Genomic DNA, 21,902 nt, shown 5'->3' with positions numbered 1-21,902 from the left:
CACGTGACATCGACTCACGGAAGGCCGGCACGATGCGGAAACTGATCTTCGGCATGAACGCGACCCTGGACGGCTACATCGCCGCGCCCGGCGACGACATCGGCTGGAGTGCGGGGGAGGGGCCGGACTCGTCGCCGAGCGCCGAGCTGTTCCAGTGGTGGTACGACCAGATGCGGGCGAGCGAGCTGACGCTGTACGGCCGCAAGCTGTGGGAGGCGATGAGCTCCCACTGGCCGACCGGCGACCAGCAGCCCGGCGCCACCCCTGCGGAGATCGCGTTCGCGCGCCTGTGGCGGGACATGCCGAAGGTGGTGTTCTCGTCGACGATCGACAAGGTCGACTGGAACACCCGCCTGGTCACCGGCGACGCGGTCGCCGAGATCACCAGGCTCAAGGCCGAGGACGGCGGCCCGATGGACATCGCCGGCGCGACGCTCGCCGCGGCGGCCATGCGGGCCGGGCTGATCGACGAGTACGTGATCGTCACCCATCCGGTCCTGGTGGGCGGCGGCACGCCGTTCTTCACCGCGCTGGACGGCTGGGTGAAGCTGAACCTGGTCGAGACGCGCACCTTCCCCGGCGGCGTGGTGCTGACCCGATACGAGACGCGGCGATGAGCACAGGGCCGACGCGCTGAGCACGAGGAGGACGGTGAGGCCGGCCCGTGCGCCGGCCCCGTCCGATCACAGCGTCGCGGGCAGGCTCAGCCATGGTTTGTCGGTGGCGTCGAAGCCGGTCAGCTCGGCGATCCTCCCGTCGGCGATGCGCAGGACCGCGATGTTGAACAGACGGTGTTCCGGGCCGTCGGCGGTGCGGAGGTACAGCGCGGCGGCGGGCATGAGGTTGACCGTCGTGGCGATGCAGCGCCAGTCGTCGTAGCCGCGCTGGAAGAGCCCGTGGGAGACCCAGCCGTCCACCGCGTCCTCGGCCGTGACGATCAGGGCGCCGGGGTCGGGCAGCATCGTGAAGCGCAGGTCGTCGCGCAGCAGGGCCGTCAGCCCGTCGAGGTCGTTGCGTTCATGGGCGTCCATGTACGACTTCACCACGCCGCGCTCGTCACGCGACAGCTCGTGCGTGGCAGGGCTGCGCCAGTCGAGGCGGCGGTCGGGCAGCTGCTCGCGCATCGTCACGCGGGCCCGCTGCAGTGCGCTGGTCACCGATGCGACGGTCAGCTCCAGGGCGTCGGCGGCCTTCGACGCCGGCCAGCCGAGGACGTCGCGCAGGATGAACACCGCTCGCTGCCGCGGCGGCAGGTGCTGGACGGCGACGATGAACGCCAGCTCGATCGTCTCCCGCGCCACCACCGATTCCTGCGGGTCCTCCGGGAGCATCCGGTCCGGGTAGGGCTGCAGGTGGCGCACTTCCGAGCCGGCGCCCGGCAGCTCGGCCGGCACGGGTGTGCGGTCGTTGCGCTTGTCCAGGAAGTCGAGGCAGGCGTTCGTCGCGATGCGGTACAGCCAGGTCCGCAGCGCGGCGTGGCCCTTGAACGACTCCCGCTTGTGCCACGCCCGCAGGAACGTCTCCTGCGTCATGTCCTGGGCGTCGTCGTAGTTCGCGAGCATCCGGTAGCAGTGCACCTGGAGCTCGCGCCGGTAGGGCTCCGTGATGAGCGCGAACCGTGCCGCGTCATGCGAGCGGGCCACCGCGATGAACGTGGCTTCGTCGTCGCCTGCCAGTCTGGCATCGGTCATGGTCGTCAATCCTTCCGCGGGTGGCGAGGGGCTGCCAGTACTGACGACGTGGCGGAGGATTTCTGAGCGGTGCACCCGCTGACACCGGGCCGCTCGTCGGGGAGGCCCGCTCGCCTTGACGTAGCCGGGTCCGAGGACGTCCGGAAGCGCCAGGGCCTCGGCGTCAGCCCGGAAGGCGCCAGTGGCAGTTGCCCTCGATGCACAGCTCGCTGGTCGTCTCGCGGGGGTCCGGCGCCTTGATCGACACCTTGCCGCCCCACCGGCTGTAGCGGGTGTCGAGCCTCCCGTCCGGACTCCACCCCGCGTGGGTCGAGCGCCCCGCCCAGCGGGAAACCCGCGAAGCGCCACCTGAAAGGGTGGACGTCTCGGTGAAACGCATGCCGTGTCCGGCCGTCAGAACGGCCTTCAGCGCCTGCACGGGATCCTTGCTCACTGCCTGCGCGTGGGCCTGCGGAGGCGGGGGCGTATTCGCGTTCTGGGGAGCGGTCGAGCGGGGGGGGCTTTGAGCAGTAATTTGTCCAATTTGTCCAAGCTTCGATCTTGTGAGCGGACGAGGGCTACAGTGACGACGGCCAGCAGTCAATGGCAGTAAAGGCTGGCCGAAACCCGAGGAGAAGATGAATGAGAAGAACGTGGCCAATGGCGTTGGTGGCACTCGCCGCTGTCGTCATGGGCGGCGCGACGCCGGCGAGTGGCGACGCCGGCGATCCGGCGACCAAGGCAACGACGGCAACGGCGGCAACCAGAACAACCGGGGCAACCAGAACAACCGGGGCAACCAGAACAACCGCGGCGACGGCGAAGGCCGCCGTCTGCGGAAGCGCGTCGCTGAACGGCCCCACCACGCCGCCCGCCGGCGCGGAGGTGGTGCCCGCCGGCGACAACAGCGGCGTGAACTTACGCAAGCCGAACACCACGTACTACTTCGAGACCGGCACGCACACGCTGGAACAAGCCCAATACGCCCAGATCCTGCCCGGTGAGAACGCGACGTTCATCGGCGCGCCCGGCGCGGTGCTGGACGGAAAGGGCGTGAACCAGTACGCGTTCGGCGACACGGCGACCGGCGTCACCATCCGGTACCTGACCGTCACCGGGTTCGTCGCGCCGCAGGAAGAGGCCGTGGTCAACCACAGCGCCGCCGACGACTGGGTCCTGGAGCACAACACGTTCCGCGACAACTCCGGCGCGGCGCTGATGGCCGGGGCCAGGAACCAGATCCGCGGCAACTGCATCAAGGACAACGGCCAGCTCGGCCTGAACGCGTCCCAGCACGGCGACCACATCACCGGCCTGGTGGTGGCGGACAACGAGGTCACCGGCAACAACACCGACGACTGGGAGCACCAGGGCCAAGGGTGCGGATGCACCGGCGGCCTGAAGTTCTGGGCGGTGAACGGCGCCGACGTGACCGGCAACTGGGTGCACCACAACCACGGCCCGGGGATCTGGGCGGACACCAACAACAACGACTTCCTTATTGAGAACAACATCATCGAGGACAACGAGTCGATCGGGATCTTCTACGAGATCAGCTACAACGCGGTGATCCGGAACAACACCCTCCGCCGCAACACCTGGAAGGCGGGTGCCGAGCGGGCGGCGAAGGGCGACTCGTTCCCCGACGCGGCGATCTACCTGTCCGAGGCGGACGGCGAGCCGCGCATCCCGGCGCGGACCGGCAAGATCGAGGTCACCGGCAACCTGCTGGAGAACAACTGGGGCGGGATCACCGCGTGGGCGAACGCCGACCGGTTCTGCGGCAGCGCGGCCTCGACCACCAGCGACTGCACGCTGATCGTCGGGCCGGCCAACACCTCGAAGTGCGCGCCGCCGGCCATCAAGGACGAGCCGCTCTACACCGACTGCCGCTGGTGGACGAAGAACCTCGACATCCACCACAACACCTTCTCCTTCGACCCCGGCGCCGTGGGCGGCGGCTGCTCGACGCAGTACTGCGGGCAGATGAGCCTGCTGTCCAACTGGGGCACGGCGCACCCGGAGTGGTCCCCGTACCTGGGAGAGAAGATCGAGAAGTCGATCGTCTTCCAGTCGAACAACTCCTGGCACGACAACACCTACACGGGACCGTGGCAGTTCAGGATCTACGACATGGGCAGACGCGTCACGGCCGCGGAGTGGGTCGGCCCCCAGTACGGCCAGGACGCCGGCAGCACGTTCGACGGCAAGGCGCCCGAGGTGCCGCCGATCACCGAGCAGAACTTCGAGGACGCCTCGACGGCGCCCTACTCCGCGTGGTACGGATCCAGCCTGGCGCACCAGACCGGCGACGCGCACGGCGGCACGGGCTCGCTGCAGCTGACCAGCACCGAAGGGTCGGGGAGCGCGGTGGCGCTCGACAAGTACCCCGGATACAGCGGGGTGATCGCCGGTAAGAGCTACCGCGTGTCGCTGTGGTACCGGGAGGCCGTGGCCACGATGCCCACCGTCACCTGGAACGTGCGCTGGCGCGACGAGGACGGCGCGGTGCTGCGTACCGACCCCGTCCCCCTGCCGCAGAAGACGGCCTGGACGGAGGCGGCCGGCACGTTCACCGCGCCGGCGGGCGCGACCCGCGTCGACTGGACCTTCGTCTGGAGCGCCCCCACCGGGTCGGCGTTCCGGATCGATGACGTGGCGATGCGGGCCGCGCAAACGTAGTAGGCATGAAGAACACCGAGGCCCCTCCGACGGGGGGCCTCGTCCCGGACGCCGTCGTTCCGGCACCGAGGCGCAGACGGAGGAGATCACCCATGCCTGATCAGCCCAGGCTCATGCGGACGGGACGGGCGATGGCGATCGCCACCTCCGTCTCAAGGGCCACCGGCTTCGTCCGCACGCTGGCGCTGGTCGCCGCGCTCGGGCTGGGAACCAAGCTGCTGGACGCCTACACCGCGGCGAACGTCACCCCCAACACCGTCTACGAGCTCGTCTTCGGCGGCGCGCTGGCCGGCGTGCTCGTTCCGCTGCTGGTCCGCACGGCCGCCGACCGCGACATCGACGACGACCTGTTCGCCCAGCGGCTGCTGTCGCTGGTGGTCTACGGCCTCGGAGCCGTGGTGATCGTGACGATCGTCGCCGCGCCGTTCGTCGTGGACCTCTACGTTCCGGGGTTCAGCCCTGACCAGCGGCATCTGGCGGTCGTGTTCACCCGGTACTTCATGCCCCAGATCCTGTTCTACGGAGTGAGCGCGACCTTGGCCGCGATCCTCAACGCGCGCAGCCGCTTCGTCTCGCCCATGTGGGCGCCGGTGGCCAACAACCTCGTCGTCATCGCCACCGCCTCGGTCTTCCTGCTGATCGGCGGCACCGGGAAGCTGGAGTCGCTGACCGGCGTCCAGGTGCTGCTGCTGTCGATCGGCACCAGCGCGGGGGTCGCCGCCCAGATGACGGTCCTCGTCGTGGTCAGCCGGCGAACCGGGTTCCGGCTACGGCTGCGCGCCGACCCGCGAGGCATCGGCGTCCGCCGCATCGTCGCCCTGGCCGGATGGACCATCGCGTCCGTGGCCGCGGCCCAGGCCGTCTTCCTCGTGATCACCCGGATCGCCTCGCAGGCCGGGCCCGGCGCCGTCGCCGTCCACTCCAACGCCTACACCCTGTTCCAGCTGCCCTACGCGGTCATCGCGGTCACCGTCATCACCGCGGTGCTGCCCAGGATGAGCCGGGCGGCGGCCGATCGTGACCTCGCCCGGGTGACCGCCGACCTGTCCCGGAGTCTGCGGCTCACCGGCGTGGTCCTGGTTCCCGTCGCCGCGGCTTTGATCGTGCTCGGCCCGCAGCTGACGACCGTGCTGTTCGCCCACGGCAACGCCTCGCCCGCCGCGGCCCGCCTCACGGGCTCGGTGCTCGCCGTCCACGGCCTCGCCCTCGTCCCGTTCGCCGGCTACCAGATCATGGTGCGGGTCTTCTACGCGCTCGGCGACACCCGCACCCCGGCTCTGCTGAGCGTCGGCGTCTCCGCCGTCACCGTCGCCGCCTGCCTGACCGCCGCACGACTCGCGCCAGGACCGAACGTGGTCATCGCCCTCGCCGCCTGCTCCGCCGTCGCCTACACCGCGGGGATGCTCCTCACGGCCCAGATGCTGCGCCGCCGGATCGGCAGAGTCGACGGACACCGCCTTCTCGGCACCCACACCCGGATGCTCGCCGCGGCGATCGTCGCGGGTCTCGCCGCGGCCGTCGTCAACCGCGTCCTCGGCGCCAGGCTCGGGACGGACTGGACCGGCTCACTCGTCACCCTCTGCACCGCGGCCGCGATCGGCGCCGCCCTCTACGCCCTGGCCGCGCGGGTCCTGCGCATCACCGAGTTCGGAGCCCTCACCGCCGCCCTCCGGGGGCCGGTCAGGCCTTGACGGCGAGGCCGCCGTACATCGAGACCATGGAGTCCTCCACGAGCAGCGCCCGGTCGTCGGGCCGCCACCGGTGCACCGGCACCACACCCGGCTCGACGAGCTCGAACCCGGTGAAGAGCTCCTCGATCTGCGCCCTGGTACGGGCCTTGGACATGATGCCGCGCCGGTTGTACTGGGCGACGGCCTCGCTGACCAGCCGGCTCGGCGCGCTGTCCAGCGTGATGGTGGACAGGGCCAGGAAGCTGCCCGGCGGCAGCGGCTTCATCAGCTGCTCGATGATCGAGCGCACGTCGGAGTCGTCGGGGATGAAGTGCACCACGGCGATCAGGCACAGCGCGACGGGACGGGCGAAGTCGAAGGTGTCGCGGACCTCGGCCGAGCCGATGATGGCGTCCGGGTCGTTCAGGTCGGCCTGGATGTAGCGGGTTCTGCCCTCCGGGCCGCTGGTGAGCAGGGCGCGGGCGTGGACGAGGACGAGCGGGTCGTTGTCCACGTAGACGACCCGGGCGGCGGGGTCGGCCTGCTGGGCCACCTCGTGCAGGTTGGGCGAGGTGGGCAGCCCGGTGCCGATGTCGATGAACTGGTCGACGCCGCGCTCGGCCGCCAGGTGGCGGGTCACCCTGACCATGAAGTCGCGGTTGGCGCGTACGGACGTCGGCATGTAGGGGGCGATCTTGATGACCTCCTCGGCCGCCGCGCGGTCGGCCGCGAAGTTGTCCTTGCCCCCCAGGAGGTAGTCGTAGACCCGCGCCGAGTGCGGCACGTTCGTCCTGAGATCGACCCCCGTCCGCCTGTCGCCGGCCACCCCCGCACCTCCATGTTGATCAACTGCCATGTGCCCCACGTTAGCGGGATTCAGGGGGTGGAATCCGGCGAATCACACCTGGAACAACAACATCCTGGGCTCAGCGAGAAGAGGGCTTGCTCTTCTTGCGGGCGCGGCGGTCGGGGACGGGGGAGCGGCCCGCGGAATGGTCGGCGAACGCCTCGGCAGCCTTGGCGGGGTCGCCGTCGCGCAGCAGCGAGACCAGGCGGCCGTGCTCGTCGGCCATCGCGTGCCAGTCGCCGTCGAACAGCGGGTCGGCGATGGCGCGCAGCGCGCGCAGGCTCGGTTCGAGGACCTCCCACATCCGGGTCAGGAACGGGTTCCCCGCGATCTGGCTGACCCTGGTGTGGAAGGCGATGTCGATGTCGCGGAACTTGCCGACGTCGTTCATCGCCACGGCCTGGTGCATCTGCTCGACCAGGTCCTCAAGCTCGCGGAGCTGGTCGTCGCTGACGTGCCCGGCGGCGAGCTGGGCGGCGAGGCGTTCGAGCGGCTCGCGCACCTGGCGGGCGTACTCGGCGTGCTCGGTGGAGATCTCGACGACGAAGTTGCCGCGGCGTGGCACGTGCACGAGCAGCCCCTCGCGGGCCAGCTGCTTGACGGCCTCGCGAACCGGCGCTTGACTCACGCCCAGACGGCGTGCGATCTCCGACTCCACCACGCGCTCGTTCGGCGCGAGGTCGCCCTCGACGATGGCCTGGCGGAGCAGCTCGTACACCCGATCGGAGATCAAGGTGGGACGGACCGAGTCTTTGCTCGTGGCCAGTCTGGAGGCGAAGTCACTGTTGGCTTGCCGTGTCGATGCCATGAAGTCCTCATCATGCGATCTCGCGCGTCCCCGATCCCCGCTGTCATGATACGCGATCATCGGTTAGCAGGTATCGATTGCAGGCGATCCGCCAGCCAGGCGAGCTTGACGGCCTCGTGCGCCGGGCCGCCGCCCTCGTGGTCGTTGAACGGGTAGACGCTGATCCGCTTGCGCGCCTCGGGCAGGTCGTGGAGCGCGCCGTAGTGGTTGAAGGCCGCGTACACCGTCGAGGGCGGGCAGATGCGGTCCATGAGGCCGACGGAGAAGAGCGTCGGCGCGTTGGCCCGGCGGGCGAGCGTCGCGCCGTCGAAGTACGACAGGGTGCGCATCGCCGTCCCGGCGTGTTCCCGGTGCAGCTTCACGAACCGGGTGAACTCCACGTACGGCGGCTGGTCGGTGAAGGTCGTCGCCCGCCCGAAGTGGCACAGGAACGGCACGTCCGGCATGACCGCCACGAGGTCGGGGACGAGCCCGGCCACGGCCAGGGCGATCCCGCCGCCCTGGCTGGTCCCGGTCACCGCGATCCTGGACGCGTCCACCTCCGGATGCGTGCGCACCGCCGCGACGGCCCGCACGGCGTCGGTGTACAGGCGGCGGTAGTAGTACCGCTCGGGGTCCAGCACGCCGCGGGTCAGGAAACCCGGGGCCGCGACGTCGCCGGTCGCGGGATCGGGGTCGGGCGTCTCGGCGCCCTGGCCGCGGGTGTCCATGACGAAGTGCGCGTAACCGGCGCACGCCCAGAGCCGCTTCTCGTGGGCCACCCCGCGGCCGCTGCCGTAACCGAGGTACTCCACGACGGCGGGAAGGGGGCCGGTCCTGGTCACCGGCAGGTGCAACCAGCCCTTGACGGGGTGGCCGCCGTAGCCCGCGAACGTGACGTCGAAGGTGTCGATCGTGGCCAGCCCGTTCGGCGCCGGCTCGGCCGTCATGGCGAGGTCGATGCCGCTCGTTCCGGCGAGCGTCTTCGCCCAGAACGCATCGAAGTCCGCCGGTTCCGGCAGGGTCGGCAGGTACCGTTCGAGCTGGTCCTGGGGGAGGTCGAAATGGGCCATCGATTAACCAATCATCGCTTATCGATCAACTGTCGCATCGAAGCAGGGGCTCCGGAGCGTTGTCAACCGGGGGTGCCAGGCGGTACGCGCGTTCGGCGGTGGTGCGCAGCACCCGTTCGCGCTCCCCGGCCGTCAGCCCGGCGAGCCCGAGCGTGGCGAGCCGCAACGACTCGGCACGGGACCCCCGGGGCAGGCAGATCGGCCAGTCGGACCCGACGACGCACCGGCCTGGACCGAACGCCTCGACCACGTGGGCGACCAGCGCGGCCACCCGTTCCGGCGGCACGCCGTGCTGCTGGGTGAGCAGGCCGGAGATCTTCATGATCACGTTCGGGGTGCGGGCCGCCCGCCGCACGTGCTCGCGCCACTCGCCCGGGTCGGCCGCCAGCAGGTTCGGAGGGTTGCCGAGGTGGTCGACGACCACGGTCAGCTCCGGGTGCCGCGCGGCGACCTCGGCCGCGACGCCGACGGCGGCGGCGTGCAGGTTGAGTTCGAGCGCCACCCCGAGCTCGGCCAGCACGGGGACCAGCGCGCGGGCCGAGGCGGGCGTGGCCGCCCACGAGGGGCCGCCGAGCCGCATCCCGTTGGGGCGGGCCTCGTCCATGAGGTCCCGGAACCGGGACGGCTCGATCCCGGAGTGGACGTTGAGGTTGCCGACATGCCCGGCGATCAGGTCCGGGTGACGCAGGCGCAGGTCGCGCAGCCGCCAGGTCTCGCCGCGGTCGCCCCGGGACGCCTCGACCAGGATCGTCCCGGTCAGGCCGAGGCCGTCGCCCGCCGCGGCCAGGTCGCCGGCCGTGAACGACCGGTGGTGGGGTGACTCCGGCGTGATCCACGGATAGCCGCCGTCGAGGTCCCAGAGGTGGGCGTGGCAGTCGATCACCTGTGCTCCGTATGTTCGGCCAGTATTGACACGTTGATCCGCGCTCATGATGATTCTAATCATCGGCTATCGATCAGCGATTACAGGTGTTCTCATGCGCATGGCAGCAAGACGTCCCGGCGGCGCGGCGGAGCGGGGTGGCAGGCGGTGACGGCCTTCGACGCCTCCCGCGTGCCGGAGGTGCGGGCCTCCCGCGGACTGACGACCCCGCCGCGGTGGGCCGTGTTGGAGCGGGAGCTGTTCGCCGTCCAGGACAAGGCGTGGCGGATCTTCGCCGACCGCTACACCGAGGACGACGGCCGGCTGGTCTTCCGCGACAGGCTGGGGGAGGGGCTCGACGGCCGCGACGGGGTCGACGACTTCTACGAGGCGTTCTTCAACTGGCCGACGTTGTACCTGCTCGGCGGCAGCGCGGACGTCCTGGCGGCGGCGCGACGGCACTGGCGGGGCGTCACCGCCCAGCTGACCGGGATGGGCATGCTGGTCGACGAGTTCGAGCGCGGCTACGACTGGTTCCACCAGGGCGAGGGCATGCTGCTGTTCTACGGGCTCTGTCTCGCGGCGCCCGGCGACGGCGAGCTCAGGGAGCTGGCCGGGCGCTTCGCCGACCTCTACCTGCCCGGCGGCCCCAACTACGACCCCGAGCACCGGATCATCCGCGCGCCGCACAACGGCGCCGCCGGCCCCCGCTGGGGCTTCAGCGACCACGACGTGTACTTCCCGTGGAGCACGGCCCTGCGCCCCTACGGGCTGCCCCTCGACTGGATCGACGAGGCCGCGCCCTTCGACGACCTGGCCGCCGATCCGGCGCGGGCCCGCGCGTACGGCCGGGTGATGTGGGAGCGCATGGGCCGCGGCGACACGATCGTCAACCTCTGCGCGACCAGCCTCGTCACCAACGCCTACCTGCTCGGCGGCGAGTCCCGCCACGCCGACTGGGTGGTGGAGTACGTCGACGCCTGGCGGCGGCGCCTGGACGGCCGCGACGTCGTCCCCGACAACGCGGGCCTGCACGGCGTGGTCGGCGAGCACCTGGACGGCCGCTGGTACGGCGGCCACTACGGCTGGTCCTGGCCCCACGGCCTGCCACCCGTCGGGACGGCGGCGATCGTCGGCGCGGCCAACGCGACGTTGCTGACGGGCGACGCCTCCTACCTGGACCTGGCCAGGAACCCGCTGGACGTCGTGCTCGACCGGGCCGAACGGCGCCGCCCCGCCGACGTCCCCACCATCACCAAGCGCTGGCGGCCCCACCTGCGCGGGCTGGAGCACGAGCCGACCCTCATGGCGCCCATGCGCCGCGACGATTCCGGGTGGTTCGACCACAACATCATGCCGACCCAGCTGCCCGTGGCCTTGTGGCAGTTCAGCCGGGCCGCCGCCGACCGGCAGCGCGTCGACCGGCTCCGCGAGGAGGCGAGCTGGGACTGGACGGCGGTGCACACCCAGCGCACCAAGGAGGAGTCCGGGCACGAGGAGCCCTGGTACGAGTACCTCGCCGGCCGCAACCCCGGCTTCCCCGAGCGGATGCTGCGCAGCGCCATCGACACCTGCGCCCAGCGGCTGGAGTCCATCGCGGCCGACCCGGTGGACCCCGCCGTCGGCCCCGACGCGTTCGGCATCCACGACTGGCAGGACCGCAACCCGGTCGTCACGGAGGCGCTGCTGCAGCTGACCACCGGATCGCCGCAGGTGCTCTACAACGGCGCGCTGGCGCAGATGCACCTGCGGTACTTCGACGCCGAGGAGCGCCGTCCGGGCCTGCCCGCCGACGTCGCCGCGCTGGTCACGAGCATCGACGCCGAGCACACCGTGGTCGAGCTGGCCAACCTCGGCCAGGCGCCGCGCTGGCTCGTCGTGCAGGCGGGCACGTTCGCCGAGCACGTCGTCCACGAGGTCCGCGCCGACGACGAGCCGCCCACTCCCGTCGAGGGGCCGCACGTCCACGTGCGGCTGCCGGGCTCGACGCACGTACGGCTCACGCTGACGATGACGCTGCGCGGCGGGACACCCACGTACGAGGCTCCGCCGATGGAGGTGCGGCGATGAGGGCCGAGCTGCCGCGGCTGGGGCTCGGCACCGCTCCCATCGGCAATCTGTTCCAGGACGTCTCCGAGCAGGACGCGGCCGCCACGGTGGCCGCCGCCGTCGAGGAGGGCGTCACCTACTTCGACACCGCGCCCCGCTACGGCCACGGGGTCGCCGAGGAACGGCTCGGCCGCGCGCTCGCGACCGGTGGCGGGGCCGCCGAGCCGGTGATCTCCACCAAGGCGGGCTGGCTGCTGCGCCCCGGGCAGACGGTGGTCACCGACTGGACGGAACGCGGCATCCGCCGGTCGCTGGAGTCCAGCCTGGAACGGCTCCGGCGGCCCTCCGTCGACATCCTGTACCTGCACGACCCCGACGACTTCCCCGAGGACGTGCGCCGTACCGCCTACCCGGCCGTGCGCAGGCTGCGGGAGGAGGGGCTGGCCGGCGCCGTCGGGTTCGGCATGAACCACAGCGAACCGCTGGCCGCGTACGTGGCCGAGTTCGACGTGGACGTCGTCCTCATCGCCGGGCGTTTCTCGCTGCTCGACCACGACGCGCTGACGACCCTGCTGCCGCTGTGCCTGAAGACCGGCACGGCGGTGGTCGTGGGCGGCGTCTTCAACACCGGGCTGCTCGCCGACCCGCGTCCGGAGGCCATGTTCGACTACCGGCCGGTGCCGGGCGGCGTGCTCGCGCGGGCCGAGCGCTGCCGCGCCGTCTGCGCGGAGTTCGGGGTGCCGCTCGCCGCGGCGGCCGTCCAGTTCCCCTTCCTCCATCCCGCCGTGCGGTCGGTCGTGGTGGGCTGCCGGTCGGCGGCCGAGGTGAAGGACAACGCGGCCGCCTGGCGTACGGAGATCCCGCCGGAGCTGTGGCGCCGGCTCGCCGAGGAGGGCTTCGTCCCTCCCGAGCTGCTGGACGGATAGAGGAAGACCCCGGCGGGGCGGGTTCGCCCGCCCCGCCCCCCGTTTCTCAGTCGTTCTCGCGAGCGGCCAGGTACTCGGCGAGGCCGGCTCCGGTCAGCGGGTAGTAGTCCGACAGCCGGCCGCCCTCGTCCAGGCGGCGGCGGGCGAACTCCTCGCGGTCCTGGTGCAGGAGGGAGTCCTCGGCCACCGCCAGGGCGCTCCGCTGCGGGACGACGACCGCTCCGTCCTCGTCGGCGACGATCAGGTCGCCGGGCGTCACCAGCGTGCCGCCCACCCCGACCGGGACGTTGAAGGCCGAGGGGAACAGCTCGGCCTGCGAGGCGTAGTGCGGCGTCACGCCCGTGCACCAGATCGGCACGCCGAGCGCGCGCACCCGCTCGGCGTCGCGCACCCGCCCGTCCACGACGATGCCCGCTCCGCCGCGCAGCTTGAAGTAGCGGACGAGCATGTCGCCGAGGCAGCCGGTGAAGTGGCTGGCCTGCGCGGAGATGACCAGCACGTCGCCGGGCCGGATGGATTCCAGCACCGCCCACAGCGCGGTCTTGCGCTCGGCGTCCTCCTGTCCGGTGCCGGAGAAGACGTCCTCGCGCTGGGGCAGGAACTGCAGGGTCACCGCGCCGCCGGTGATCCGGACGCCCGGCTCCCGGTGCAGGGGGACGGGGCCGTCGATGAAGGTGCGGGTAATGCCCATCTGGTGGAGCTTGGCGCACGCGGTGGCGGCGCTCACGTCCGCGAGGGCGTCCACCAGGCCCGCGCCGGGCCGGACGAAGGGCGAGGAGTGCGCCGGTCCCAGCATCGTCTCGTAGACGCCCGTCTCCGGTGCCCCGACATGCCCGTTCGTGCTCATTTCTGCCTCATCCCAACACATCGACAATTATCGCCTATCGATGGTAGATGTAACTGCCGACCGATGAGGGCTGTCAACCGTGAGAGGAGACCGGGATGCCGGCGGGGCCGACGGAGTGGTTCGAGGAAGCGCGGTTCGGGATGTTCGTCCACTTCGGGCTCTACAGCCTCGCCGCCCGGCACGAGTGGGTGCGCAGCCGGGAGAAGATGCCGGACGAGGACTACGACCGTTACCTGGAACAGTTCGACCCCGACCTGTTCGACGCGGCCGAGCTCGCCAGGAACGCCCGTGCCGCCGGGATGCGCTACGCGGTGCTGACCGCCAAGCACCACGACGGGTTCTGCCTGTTCGACTCCGGGCTCACCGGCTACACCAGCGCCCGCGCGGCCGGCCGGGACCTGGTCGCCGAGTTCGCCGCGGCCATGCGGGCCGAGGGCCTGCGCGTGGGGCTCTACTACTCGCTGCTCGACTGGCGTCACCCCGACTTCACCATCGACCAGTACCACCCGCTGCGCGACAGCGCGCCGCCGGACGCGAACGCCACGCGCGACATGGCCCGCTACCGGGCGTACATGAACGGGCAGATACGCGAGCTGCTGACCGGGTACGGCCCGATCGACCTGCTCTTCTTCGACTTCACCTACCCGGCGAAGGGGCCCGCCGACTGGGGTGCGGAGGAGCTGATGGCGACCGCGCGCGCCCTGAACCCGCGGATCGTGGTGAACGACCGCCTCGGCATCCCCGGCGACTACGTGACGCCCGAGCAGTACCAGCCCGACCGGCCGCTCACCCGCGACGGCGTCCAGGTCAGGTGGGAGGCGTGCCACACGCTCAACGGCTCCTGGGGCTACGACCGCGACAACCACGACTACAAGGACCCGGCGCTGCTGATCCGGATGCTCGTCCAGTCCGTCGCGTGCGCCGGCAACCTGCTGCTCAACGTCGGGCCCACCGGCCGCGGCGCGCTCGACCCGCGGGCCCGGCACACGCTGGCCGCGATCGGGGAGTGGATGTCGCTGCACGCCAGGGCCGTGCACGGCGCGGGGCCGAGCTCGTTCACCCCGCCGCCCAACGCGCTCTACACCCAGCGGGCCGGCCGCCTCTACCTGCACCTGCTGTCCTGGCCGCTCAAGCACGTCCACCTGCCCGGCCTCGCCGGACGCGTGCGCTACGCCCAGTTCCTCCACGACGGCTCCGAGGTGCGCTTCCACCAGGCGGACGGAGACCAGCACGAGCACAACAACCTCGCCCTGCCGGGCCAGCCGCCGGGCACGCTCACGCTGACCTTGCCCATCGCCGCGCCGGACGTGCCGCTGCCGGTCGTCGAGCTCGTGCTGCGCGACGACGATGGTTCCTGACGTCACCGCGCGGCCGGTGTGGGACGCGGTGCCCGCCGAGGCCCGCGACGCCGTCCTGACCGCCGCGGCCGAGGAGCTGGCCCGGCCGGCCCCGCGCCTGTCCCTGGACGACTGGGCCCGGACGTTCCGCGACGGGGCGCGGGCCGTCCACGAGGACAAGGCGCGGCGGCTGCGCGAACGCGTGGACGTCCTCGCCCTCGCCGCCGTGCTCACCGGCGAGGTGGCCCCCGCGACCGCGCCCCCCGGAGCGTGCCCGCACCTGGACGCCGTCGTGGACGGGCTGATGGCGCTCGCCGAGACGAGCACGTGGTGTTGGGCGCCGCACGATCGGGGGGCCGCGGCCCGGGGCGAGGTCGTGCCCGATCCCGACGACCCCTTCCTCGACCTGGGCGCGGCCGAGATCGCGGCGCTGTTCGCCTGGGCCGACCACGCGCTGGGCCCGCATCTGGACGTCAGGGCGCCGGGGCTGCGCCGCAGGTTGCGCCGCGAGGCCGACCGGCGGGTGCTCATCCCGTTCGAGCGGGTGCGCGACTGGCACTGGATCGGCCGCGACGGCCGGGCGAACAACTGGAACCCCTGGATCCACGGCGCCGTCCTGGCGGCCGCGCTGCTGCTCTGCGACGACGTCCGGCGGCGCGAGCGCCTGGCACGCCTGGTCGCCGAGGGGCTGGACCACTACGTCACCGGGCTCCCCGACGACGGCGGGATCGACGAGGGCATCGCGTACTGGTGGCAGGGAGCGTGCCGGCTGCTGGAGGCGCTGGACCTGCTGGACGACCCCGGCCCGCCGGTGCTGCCCGCCCTGCTCGCCTACCCGCCGCGCATGCACCTCGGCGCGGACTGGTACGTCAACACCGGCGACGCTCCGGCCCGGCTCTCCGGCGAGCGGCCGTGGCAGGTGCTCTTCCGCTGGGGCGAGCGGCTGGAGCAACCGGAGACCGTGGCGTACGCGGTGGCCGCCGCACGCGCGTCCGGCGGCGTCGTCCAGCCCAGGGCCGGGCTCGGGCGCGCCATGGCCGCGCTGGCGGACGGGCGGTGGCGCCGGGCGGTCGCGGCCGGCGGGACGCCGGACGGCTCGCCCTGGCTGGCCCGCGAGTGCTGGCTGCCGCGCATCCAGGTCATGGTCGCGCGCGAGCGGGCCGGGAGCACGGACGGGCTGACCGTGGCGGCGAAGGCCGGCCACAACGGCGAGCACCACAACCACCTCGACGTCGGCTCCTACTGGGTGGCGCTCGACGGACGCCCGATGGTCGTGGACGTCGGCCAGCCGACCTACACCGCCGCGACGTTCGGCCCGCGCCGCTACGAGGAGTGGCCGTTCCGGAGCGCCTGGCACAACGTGCCCGAACCGGGGCACGGGCAGCTCCCGGGGCCGGAGCACGGCGCGCGGGACGTCGCCGTCCGGTTCGGCGAGGGCCAGGCCGTCCTGCGGGCGGACCTGAGCGCCGCCTATCCGGCGGGCCTGCTCACCCGCTGGGAGCGTGTCGTCCGGCTGGTGCGCGACGGCCCGGAGCCGTACGTCAGCGTGGAGGACGAATGGGCCGCAGGCCCGCGGACCGTGCTGTTCCGGCACGTTCTCGCCGGCGAGGTCGAGTGCGGGCCGGGCCGAGCGGTCGTCACGGCGGACGGGGCACCGCCGCTCGAACTGCGCTGGGACGCCGCCGTCGGCGCCGCGTCCGTCGAGCACCGGGACATCGACGACCCGCGTCTCGCGCGCAGCTGGGGCTCCCGGCTGACCCGGCTGACGCTGGCCGTCACCGGGCCGGGGAGCGGCGGCCGGTTCGCCGTGAGCTTTCGCCGGCACGCACGAAATGACTCTTGAACAAGTTAGATATGCCACATAACATCACCTATCGATAGGCGATGGACGTTGATGGTGGTCGATGTCGCCGCGTCGATCGTGTCGAGCCGTCACGCCGTCCGCCACGCCGGCCCGCGCAGCCCGACCCCCTCACTCAGGTGGCCCCCGGGCGGGCGGCTCCCGAAGACGGCCAGTCCACCCCCGACCTTCCACCGGTCATGACTATGCAATTGGAGCGTGCAGCGGATATGGGAACACAGTTGCGCCGGGCGTGCGCGGTCGCGGTGGCCGCCACCACCGTGGTGGCCGCGGCCACCGCCTGCGGCGGCGAGGACCCGGCGCAGGCCGGCGCCACGACTCTGCGGATCATCGTCAACATCAGCCCGAACCTGACCGAGCAGTACTGGAAGGGACTGTTCGCGAAGTACGAGCAGAGCCACCCGGGGGTGAAGGTCAACCTGGAGCTCACCGGGACCGTCTCGGCGACCGCCAAGCTCACCCAGGACCTCGCCGCCGGCGACCCGCCGGACATCGCCCAGCAGATCACCCCCACCAAGGAGAACGCCGCCCTCTTCGCCGACCTCACCGGCGAGGCGTGGACCGGCCAGACCCCGCTGGCCGACCAGTACGCCGTGGACGGCAAGCGCTACCTGGTCGGCGTCGGCCAGCAGATCCAGTCGCTCGTCTTCTACAACAAGGCCGCCTTCGCCAAGGCCGGTCTCGACGCCACCGCCATCAAGACGCTCGACCAGTTCCAGGACGCCATGGCAAAGCTGAAGAGCGCCGGCTACACGCCGCTGCAGAGCGCCGGGCAGTGGGTGCCGGGAGCGCAGTTCTCCCTGATCGCCGACTCCGGCGTGCTCACCGCCGACCCCGACTGGACGGTCAAGCGCAAGCAGAACCAGGTCTCCTTCGCCACCGGCGACTACCTGAAGTACCTCCAGCGCTTCCGCAGCTGGATCGACCAGGGCTACCTCGACAAGAGCGCGCTCGGCCTGACCTACGCCGACGGGCAGACGGCCTTCCTCGACGGCAAGTCCGCGATGTACGTCATGGGCTCCTTCTTCGTCCCGGCCGCCGACGCGGCGAAGAAGAGCGACGAGATCGGCGTCTTCTCCATGCCGACCGACGGCTCCCACCCCACCGGCCAGTACGGCAACATCGCCAGCCCGTACGTGGTCGTCAACGCCTCCAAGCACAAGGCCGCCGCGATCGACTTCGTGAAGTGGCTGGTCACCGACCCGGCCGCGATCGAGAGCCAGCTCGCCGCCGACGGCAACCTGCGCAAGGGCTTCACCTACAAGATGTCCAGCCTCGGCACGCAGGTCCAGAAGATCCTGGAGGAGGCGCCGTCCGTGCTGGTCAAGTCGGGCGAGCGCCAGCCGGTCGAGGGCTATCCGGCCGAGCTCAACACGCAGGTGCAGAAGCTGTACACGGGCGCCACGGCCGAGCAGGTCGCCGCCGGTTTGGACAAGTGGTGGAACTCGCAGAGCTGACCCGGCGGCCGGAGCGGCAGGCGTCCGAGCCGCGGCGCCCGCGCCGCGAGTGGCTGCCGGCGAGACACCGGGCCAAGGCGGTGACCTTCGGGCTCGTCGCGCCGTCCGTGCTGGTCTACACGGTGATGACCGTCGTCCCGGTGGGCGTGGCGGTCTACCTCAGCCTGACGGACTGGAACGGCTTCTCCGAGGCGGTGTTCGTCGGCTTCGAGAACTACCTGCACCTGTTCGACGACCCGAGCTCGACCAGCGCCTGGTACGTGACCGCCCTCGTCGCCGTCACCGGCACCCTGCTCATGATCGGCGGCGGCCTGGCGTACGCGCTGCTGCTCAAGGAGCGCTCGCGGACGAACTCGTTCTTCCGCACGCTCGCCTACTACCCGCACGTGATCAGCGCGCTGATCCTCGGCTTCCTCTGGGCCGCGATCCTCGGCACGAACGGCGCCGTCAACAGCACGCTGCAGCACTTCGGCATCGGGCCCGTCGGCTTCCTCTTCGAGGAGAACCTCGCCCTGGTCTCGCTCATCGCGGTGATCGTGTGGGCCGGCTTCGGGTTCAACGTCGTGCTGTTCGTCGCCGCGCTCCAGACGGTCCCCGCCGAACTGCTGGAGGCCGCGGCGATCGACGGCGCGACCCGGCGCCAGGCCAACCTGCGCGTGGTGATCCCGATGATCTCCCCGGTGGTGACCGTGGCCACCGTGCTGAACCTCATCGGCCTGATCAAGACCTACGACCTGGTCGTGAGCCTCACCAACGGCGGGCCCGCGGGCGCCACGCAGACGTACTCGTTCCTCATCCTGGCCAGGTCCTTCGAGGGGACGAAGGTCGGTTACGCCAACGCGCAGGCCGTCTTCCTCATGGTCGTGTGCGCCGCCCTCGCCCTGCTGGTGACCGCCGCGCGCAACCGGCAAGACCGCGCCACGACGAGTTAGGGGACGGTGATGATCGAACCAACGCGAGCCGCCCACGGCAGGCGCCGCTCCTTCGTGCGCCCGGTCATGCTGGCGCTGCTCCTGGTGGCCATGACCGTGCCGGTCTATCTGCTCGTGGTCAACAGCTTCAAGTCCCAGGACGACATCCTCGGCAACCCCTTCTCCCTCCCGTTCGGCGACCTCACCTTCGAGTACCTCGCCAACGCCGTCGACAGCCCCCAGTACAACGTGATCCGCAGCTACGGCTTCACGCTGTTCCTCGTCGTCGTCGTGGACGTCCTGTGCATTCTGCTGGCCGGGCCGGCGGCGTACGCGATCGCGCGCAGCCTCAGCCGCCGCTCCCAGCTGCTGCTGCTGTACTTCCTCGCGGGCACGTTCATCCCGGGCGCCGCGCTGGTGATCCCGGTGATCTACGTGCTGCGCTCGGTCGGCCTGGCCAACACCGTGGCCGGCCTCGTGGCCCACGACGTGGCCTCGACCCTTCCGGTGAGCATCTTCCTGTTCGTCGGCTTCATCCGTACCATCCCGGCCTCCATCGACCAGGCGGCGATGATCGACGGCGCGGGCCGGCTGCGCACGTTCTGGACGATCATCTTCCCGCTGATGCGGCCCGCGGTGGTCACCGTGCTGATCCTCAACTCGATCGGGATCTGGAACGACTTCGTCAGCCCGCAGATCCTGCTCAGCCCCGGCTCCGGCCGGTACACGGTGACGACCGCCATCTACGCCGGGATCAGCCAGTACTCGACCGACCTGACGCGGGTGTTCCCCAACCTGCTGCTGGCGGTGGCACCGGTCGTCATCTTCTTCGTCTACATGCAGCGCCACATCATCAGCGGCCTCACGGTCGGCGCGGTCAAGGGCTGAACGGCCCGTCACGGAAAGAGGGACCATGACCTTGTTACGCCTTCGGCGGCCGCTCGCGGCCACGGTGCTCGCGACGGTGCTCGCGACGGTGCTCGCGACGGTGCTCGCGGTGGTGCCGGCGGCCGTCACGGCCGTCCCGGCGGCGGCCGCGCAGGGCGCGGGCGGCACCACCTACCACGTCGCGCCGTGGGGCAGGGACTCGGCCGACGGCCGGTCGGCCGCGACGGCCTACCGCCGCATCCAGCGGTGCGCCGACGTCATGACGCCCGGCGACACCTGCCTGATCCAGTCGGGCACGTACGAGGAGACCGTCGTGCCCGCCCGGTCGGGCGCCGCCGGACTGCCCATCACCTACCGGGCGGCCCCCGGCGCGCGCGTGACGGTGAGCGGCGCCAAGCGGATCAGGGGCTGGTCCCCGGTCACCGGCCAGGACGTGGCCCGCATCGCGCGGTCGGACCCGTACGCGGCGGGCTCGCCCTTCGCCCAGGCCGTGCGCGACGGTCACGTCTACAGCGCCCGCGCCGATCTCGGACCCGACGTCACGACCGTGCAGACCTTCACCGACAAGCGGATGAACGTCGAGGCCCAGTGGCCCTACCCCGGCCTCGACCTGCTCGAACCCGCGGCGCGGTACGCCGGGCCGGGCAGCGCGGAGGCCACCGTCGCCGACGACGCGCTGACCCGCCCGGCCGGCTACTGGAACGGCGCCCGCGTGACGACGAACTACTGGTACATCACCGCGACCTCCACGATCAAGAGCTCCGACGTGGGCTCGGTCGTGCTCGACGTGGCGCCGCCGTGCGTCCACAAGGTGGTCCCGAAGGACACCCGGTACGCGCTCGCCGGCAAGATCGGCGAACTCGCCCACCCCGGCACCTGGTTCTACGACCCGGCCGGCAAGCGGCTCTACCTGTACAGCGAGGACGACCCCGACCGGCACGTGATCGAGGCCAAGGCCCGCCCGCTGGCCTTCGACCTGCGGAACGCCAGCCACACCACGATCGCCGGCCTCGGCCTGTTCGCCTCCACCGTCGAGACCGGGCCGGGCAGCAGCCACGTCGTGATCGACGGGATCACCGGCACGTACCTGTCGCACTACACCGACATCACCCGCGGCGCCACCGACTGCGGCTCCACCGTCACCCGGGGCGTCGCCGACACCGGCATCGTGCTCAACGGCACGGACAACAAGGTCGTCAACAGCGACCTGTCACTCAGCGCCGGCAACGGCATCGCGCTGCGCGGCATGCGGAACACCGCGACGAACAACGTCATCCACGACGTGGACTACCTGGGCACCTACGCGGCCGGCGTCGCCGTGCAGGGCAACAGCCAGACGGTCACGCACAACACCATCTACCGGGTCGGCCGCAGCGGCGTGAACCTGCAGTGGGACAACGCCGCCGGCGGCACGCCGGGGCCGGACCGCATCGCCTACAACGACATCTCCCAGTACGCCCGGCTGAGCCTGGACGTGGCCGCGGTCTACACCTGCTGCGGCTCCGACATGCTGGGGACCTCGATCGACCACAACGTGCTGCACGATCCGGCGCCGAGGTGGGGCGCCACCAAGTTCGGGGTCACCGGCGTCTACGCCGACAACGGGCAGAGCAACATCACGATCGCCGCCAACGTGGGCTGGGGCAACCCCGAGGGGACCGTCATGCTCAACGGCCTCGGCGGCGGCTCGCACAACAACGGCGTCTACAACAACACCGGCGGCATGACGATGTTCTACGTCAAGGAGCCCGGCAACTCGACCGGCACCAAGGTCTACAACAACATCGGCCCGATCCGCGGCCTCGACGGCGCCACGAACGGCGGGATGGTGCTGTCCAACAACCTGCCGGGCGACGTCGACCCGCTGTTCGTCGACCCGGCCGGGCGCGACTACCGGCTGTCGGAGGCGTCCCCGGCGCGCAACCAGGCGATCCCGCTGCCCGGCGTCAACGACGGCTCGACGGACCCGCTCCCCAGCCTCGGCGCATACCAGTACGGCGCCCCCAAGTGGGTGGCCGGAGCGACCCGGTAGGAC

At 71.4% G+C, this 21,902-nt stretch carries 19 protein-coding genes; 11 read left to right on the top strand and 8 right to left on the bottom strand.

Going from position 1 to position 21,902, the window contains the following annotated elements:
* Positions 1-32: 32 nt before the first annotated feature.
* Positions 33-617 (top strand): dihydrofolate reductase family protein, encoded by a 585-nt coding sequence (locus AB0J46_RS23650; RefSeq protein ID WP_364335398.1) that lies wholly within the window; start codon positions 33-35, stop codon positions 615-617.
* A gap of 66 nt (positions 618-683) precedes the next feature.
* Here AB0J46_RS23650 and AB0J46_RS23645 read toward each other — a convergent pair whose 3' ends face one another.
* The 3 genes from AB0J46_RS23645 to AB0J46_RS23635 form a co-directional block, all read right to left on the bottom strand.
* Positions 684-1,691 carry an RNA polymerase subunit sigma-70 gene (locus AB0J46_RS23645; protein ID WP_364335396.1) on the bottom strand — a complete coding sequence of 336 codons (1,008 nt, stop codon included), beginning with the start codon at positions 1,689-1,691 and terminating at the stop codon, positions 684-686.
* A gap of 163 nt (positions 1,692-1,854) precedes the next feature.
* A complete protein-coding gene (locus AB0J46_RS23640) occupies positions 1,855-2,124 on the bottom strand; it encodes a hypothetical protein (RefSeq protein ID WP_364335394.1) in 270 nt (89 codons plus the stop codon).
* A gap of 124 nt (positions 2,125-2,248) precedes the next feature.
* On the bottom strand, positions 2,249-2,596 hold the full coding sequence (locus AB0J46_RS23635; RefSeq protein ID WP_364335392.1) for a hypothetical protein: 348 nt from the start codon (positions 2,594-2,596) through the stop codon (positions 2,249-2,251).
* Here AB0J46_RS23635 and AB0J46_RS23630 point away from each other — a divergent pair.
* Positions 2,583-4,352, top strand: a complete 1,770-nt coding sequence (locus AB0J46_RS23630) for a right-handed parallel beta-helix repeat-containing protein (RefSeq protein ID WP_364335390.1) — start codon at positions 2,583-2,585, stop codon at positions 4,350-4,352. The genes AB0J46_RS23635 and AB0J46_RS23630 overlap by 14 nt on opposite strands.
* Before the next feature lie 92 nt (positions 4,353-4,444).
* The gene (gene murJ / locus AB0J46_RS23625; RefSeq protein WP_364335388.1) at positions 4,445-6,043 is read left to right on the top strand and encodes a murein biosynthesis integral membrane protein MurJ; all 1,599 of its coding nucleotides are present in this window, start codon (positions 4,445-4,447) and stop codon (positions 6,041-6,043) included.
* On the opposite strand, the gene AB0J46_RS23620 is transcribed toward murJ, so the two are convergent.
* The 4 genes from AB0J46_RS23620 to AB0J46_RS23605 form a co-directional block, all read right to left on the bottom strand.
* The gene (locus AB0J46_RS23620; RefSeq protein ID WP_364335386.1) at positions 6,033-6,878 is read right to left on the bottom strand and encodes an SAM-dependent methyltransferase; all 846 of its coding nucleotides are present in this window, start codon (positions 6,876-6,878) and stop codon (positions 6,033-6,035) included. The two genes, murJ and AB0J46_RS23620, sit on opposite strands and share 11 nt — an antisense overlap.
* Positions 6,879-6,948: 70 nt before the next feature.
* Positions 6,949-7,677 (bottom strand): GntR family transcriptional regulator, encoded by a 729-nt coding sequence (locus AB0J46_RS23615; protein ID WP_364335384.1) that lies wholly within the window; start codon positions 7,675-7,677, stop codon positions 6,949-6,951.
* 56 nt (positions 7,678-7,733) lie between these two features.
* Positions 7,734-8,729, bottom strand: a complete 996-nt coding sequence (locus AB0J46_RS23610) for an acetylxylan esterase (protein WP_364335382.1) — start codon at positions 8,727-8,729, stop codon at positions 7,734-7,736.
* Between the two features lie 25 nt (positions 8,730-8,754).
* Positions 8,755-9,612 (bottom strand): amidohydrolase family protein, encoded by an 858-nt coding sequence (locus AB0J46_RS23605; protein ID WP_364335380.1) that lies wholly within the window; start codon positions 9,610-9,612, stop codon positions 8,755-8,757.
* A gap of 147 nt (positions 9,613-9,759) precedes the next feature.
* Here AB0J46_RS23605 and AB0J46_RS23600 point away from each other — a divergent pair, with 147 nt between their 5' ends.
* Complete coding sequence (locus tag AB0J46_RS23600) at positions 9,760-11,661, top strand: hypothetical protein (RefSeq protein WP_364335378.1); 1,902 nt, start codon at positions 9,760-9,762, stop codon at positions 11,659-11,661.
* Positions 11,658-12,566, top strand: a complete 909-nt coding sequence (locus AB0J46_RS23595) for an aldo/keto reductase (RefSeq protein WP_364335376.1) — start codon at positions 11,658-11,660, stop codon at positions 12,564-12,566. Before AB0J46_RS23600 ends, AB0J46_RS23595 begins: the two co-directional genes overlap by 4 nt.
* A gap of 46 nt (positions 12,567-12,612) precedes the next feature.
* On the opposite strand, the gene AB0J46_RS23590 is transcribed toward AB0J46_RS23595, so the two are convergent.
* On the bottom strand, positions 12,613-13,413 hold the full coding sequence (locus AB0J46_RS23590) for a hypothetical protein (RefSeq protein ID WP_364335374.1): 801 nt from the start codon (positions 13,411-13,413) through the stop codon (positions 12,613-12,615).
* Positions 13,414-13,508: 95 nt separating this feature from the next.
* Between AB0J46_RS23590 and AB0J46_RS23585 the strand changes: the two genes are divergently transcribed.
* From AB0J46_RS23585 to AB0J46_RS23560, 6 genes are all read left to right on the top strand, one after another.
* Positions 13,509-14,771: an alpha-L-fucosidase gene (locus AB0J46_RS23585; protein ID WP_364335372.1), complete on the top strand. Its 1,263-nt coding sequence runs from the start codon at positions 13,509-13,511 to the stop codon at positions 14,769-14,771.
* Positions 14,761-16,593 (top strand): heparinase II/III family protein, encoded by a 1,833-nt coding sequence (locus tag AB0J46_RS23580; RefSeq protein ID WP_364335370.1) that lies wholly within the window; start codon positions 14,761-14,763, stop codon positions 16,591-16,593. Before AB0J46_RS23585 ends, AB0J46_RS23580 begins: the two co-directional genes overlap by 11 nt.
* Positions 16,594-16,820: 227 nt before the next feature.
* Complete coding sequence (locus AB0J46_RS23575) at positions 16,821-18,068, top strand: extracellular solute-binding protein (protein ID WP_364335368.1); 1,248 nt, start codon at positions 16,821-16,823, stop codon at positions 18,066-18,068.
* Positions 18,050-19,000: a sugar ABC transporter permease gene (locus tag AB0J46_RS23570; protein WP_364335366.1), complete on the top strand. Its 951-nt coding sequence runs from the start codon at positions 18,050-18,052 to the stop codon at positions 18,998-19,000. Before AB0J46_RS23575 ends, AB0J46_RS23570 begins: the two co-directional genes overlap by 19 nt.
* 9 nt (positions 19,001-19,009) lie before the next feature.
* Positions 19,010-19,867, top strand: coding sequence for a carbohydrate ABC transporter permease (locus AB0J46_RS23565; RefSeq protein ID WP_364335364.1), 858 nt, complete (start codon positions 19,010-19,012; stop codon positions 19,865-19,867).
* A gap of 25 nt (positions 19,868-19,892) precedes the next feature.
* Positions 19,893-21,899 (top strand): right-handed parallel beta-helix repeat-containing protein, encoded by a 2,007-nt coding sequence (locus AB0J46_RS23560; protein ID WP_364335363.1) that lies wholly within the window; start codon positions 19,893-19,895, stop codon positions 21,897-21,899.
* Positions 21,900-21,902: the final 3 nt, after the last annotated feature.

Source organism: Nonomuraea sp. NPDC049758 (assembly GCF_040674635.1).
Lineage (GTDB): Bacteria > Actinomycetota > Actinomycetes > Streptosporangiales > Streptosporangiaceae > Nonomuraea.
Note: the sequence above shows the minus strand (reverse complement) of the source record. Positions and strands in the feature narration are given on the sequence as shown.

What these genes read in the sequence shown, in the direction of transcription:
- AB0J46_RS23650 (WP_364335398.1), top strand. Translation starts at nt 33, where the DNA reads ATGCGGAAACTGATCTTCGGCATGAACGCGACCCTGGACGGCTACATC.
- AB0J46_RS23645 (WP_364335396.1), bottom strand. Translation starts at nt 1,691, where the DNA reads ATGACCGATGCCAGACTGGCAGGCGACGACGAAGCCACGTTCATCGCG.
- murJ (WP_364335388.1), top strand. Translation starts at nt 4,445, where the DNA reads ATGCCTGATCAGCCCAGGCTCATGCGGACGGGACGGGCGATGGCGATC.
- AB0J46_RS23620 (WP_364335386.1), bottom strand. Translation starts at nt 6,878, where the DNA reads ATGGCAGTTGATCAACATGGAGGTGCGGGGGTGGCCGGCGACAGGCGG.
- AB0J46_RS23615 (WP_364335384.1), bottom strand. Translation starts at nt 7,677, where the DNA reads ATGGCATCGACACGGCAAGCCAACAGTGACTTCGCCTCCAGACTGGCC.
- AB0J46_RS23610 (WP_364335382.1), bottom strand. Translation starts at nt 8,729, where the DNA reads ATGGCCCATTTCGACCTCCCCCAGGACCAGCTCGAACGGTACCTGCCG.
- AB0J46_RS23595 (WP_364335376.1), top strand. Translation starts at nt 11,658, where the DNA reads ATGAGGGCCGAGCTGCCGCGGCTGGGGCTCGGCACCGCTCCCATCGGC.
- AB0J46_RS23590 (WP_364335374.1), bottom strand. Translation starts at nt 13,413, where the DNA reads ATGAGCACGAACGGGCATGTCGGGGCACCGGAGACGGGCGTCTACGAG.
- AB0J46_RS23585 (WP_364335372.1), top strand. Translation starts at nt 13,509, where the DNA reads ATGCCGGCGGGGCCGACGGAGTGGTTCGAGGAAGCGCGGTTCGGGATG.
- AB0J46_RS23580 (WP_364335370.1), top strand. Translation starts at nt 14,761, where the DNA reads ATGGTTCCTGACGTCACCGCGCGGCCGGTGTGGGACGCGGTGCCCGCC.
- AB0J46_RS23575 (WP_364335368.1), top strand. Translation starts at nt 16,821, where the DNA reads ATGGGAACACAGTTGCGCCGGGCGTGCGCGGTCGCGGTGGCCGCCACC.
- AB0J46_RS23565 (WP_364335364.1), top strand. Translation starts at nt 19,010, where the DNA reads ATGATCGAACCAACGCGAGCCGCCCACGGCAGGCGCCGCTCCTTCGTG.
- AB0J46_RS23560 (WP_364335363.1), top strand. Translation starts at nt 19,893, where the DNA reads ATGACCTTGTTACGCCTTCGGCGGCCGCTCGCGGCCACGGTGCTCGCG.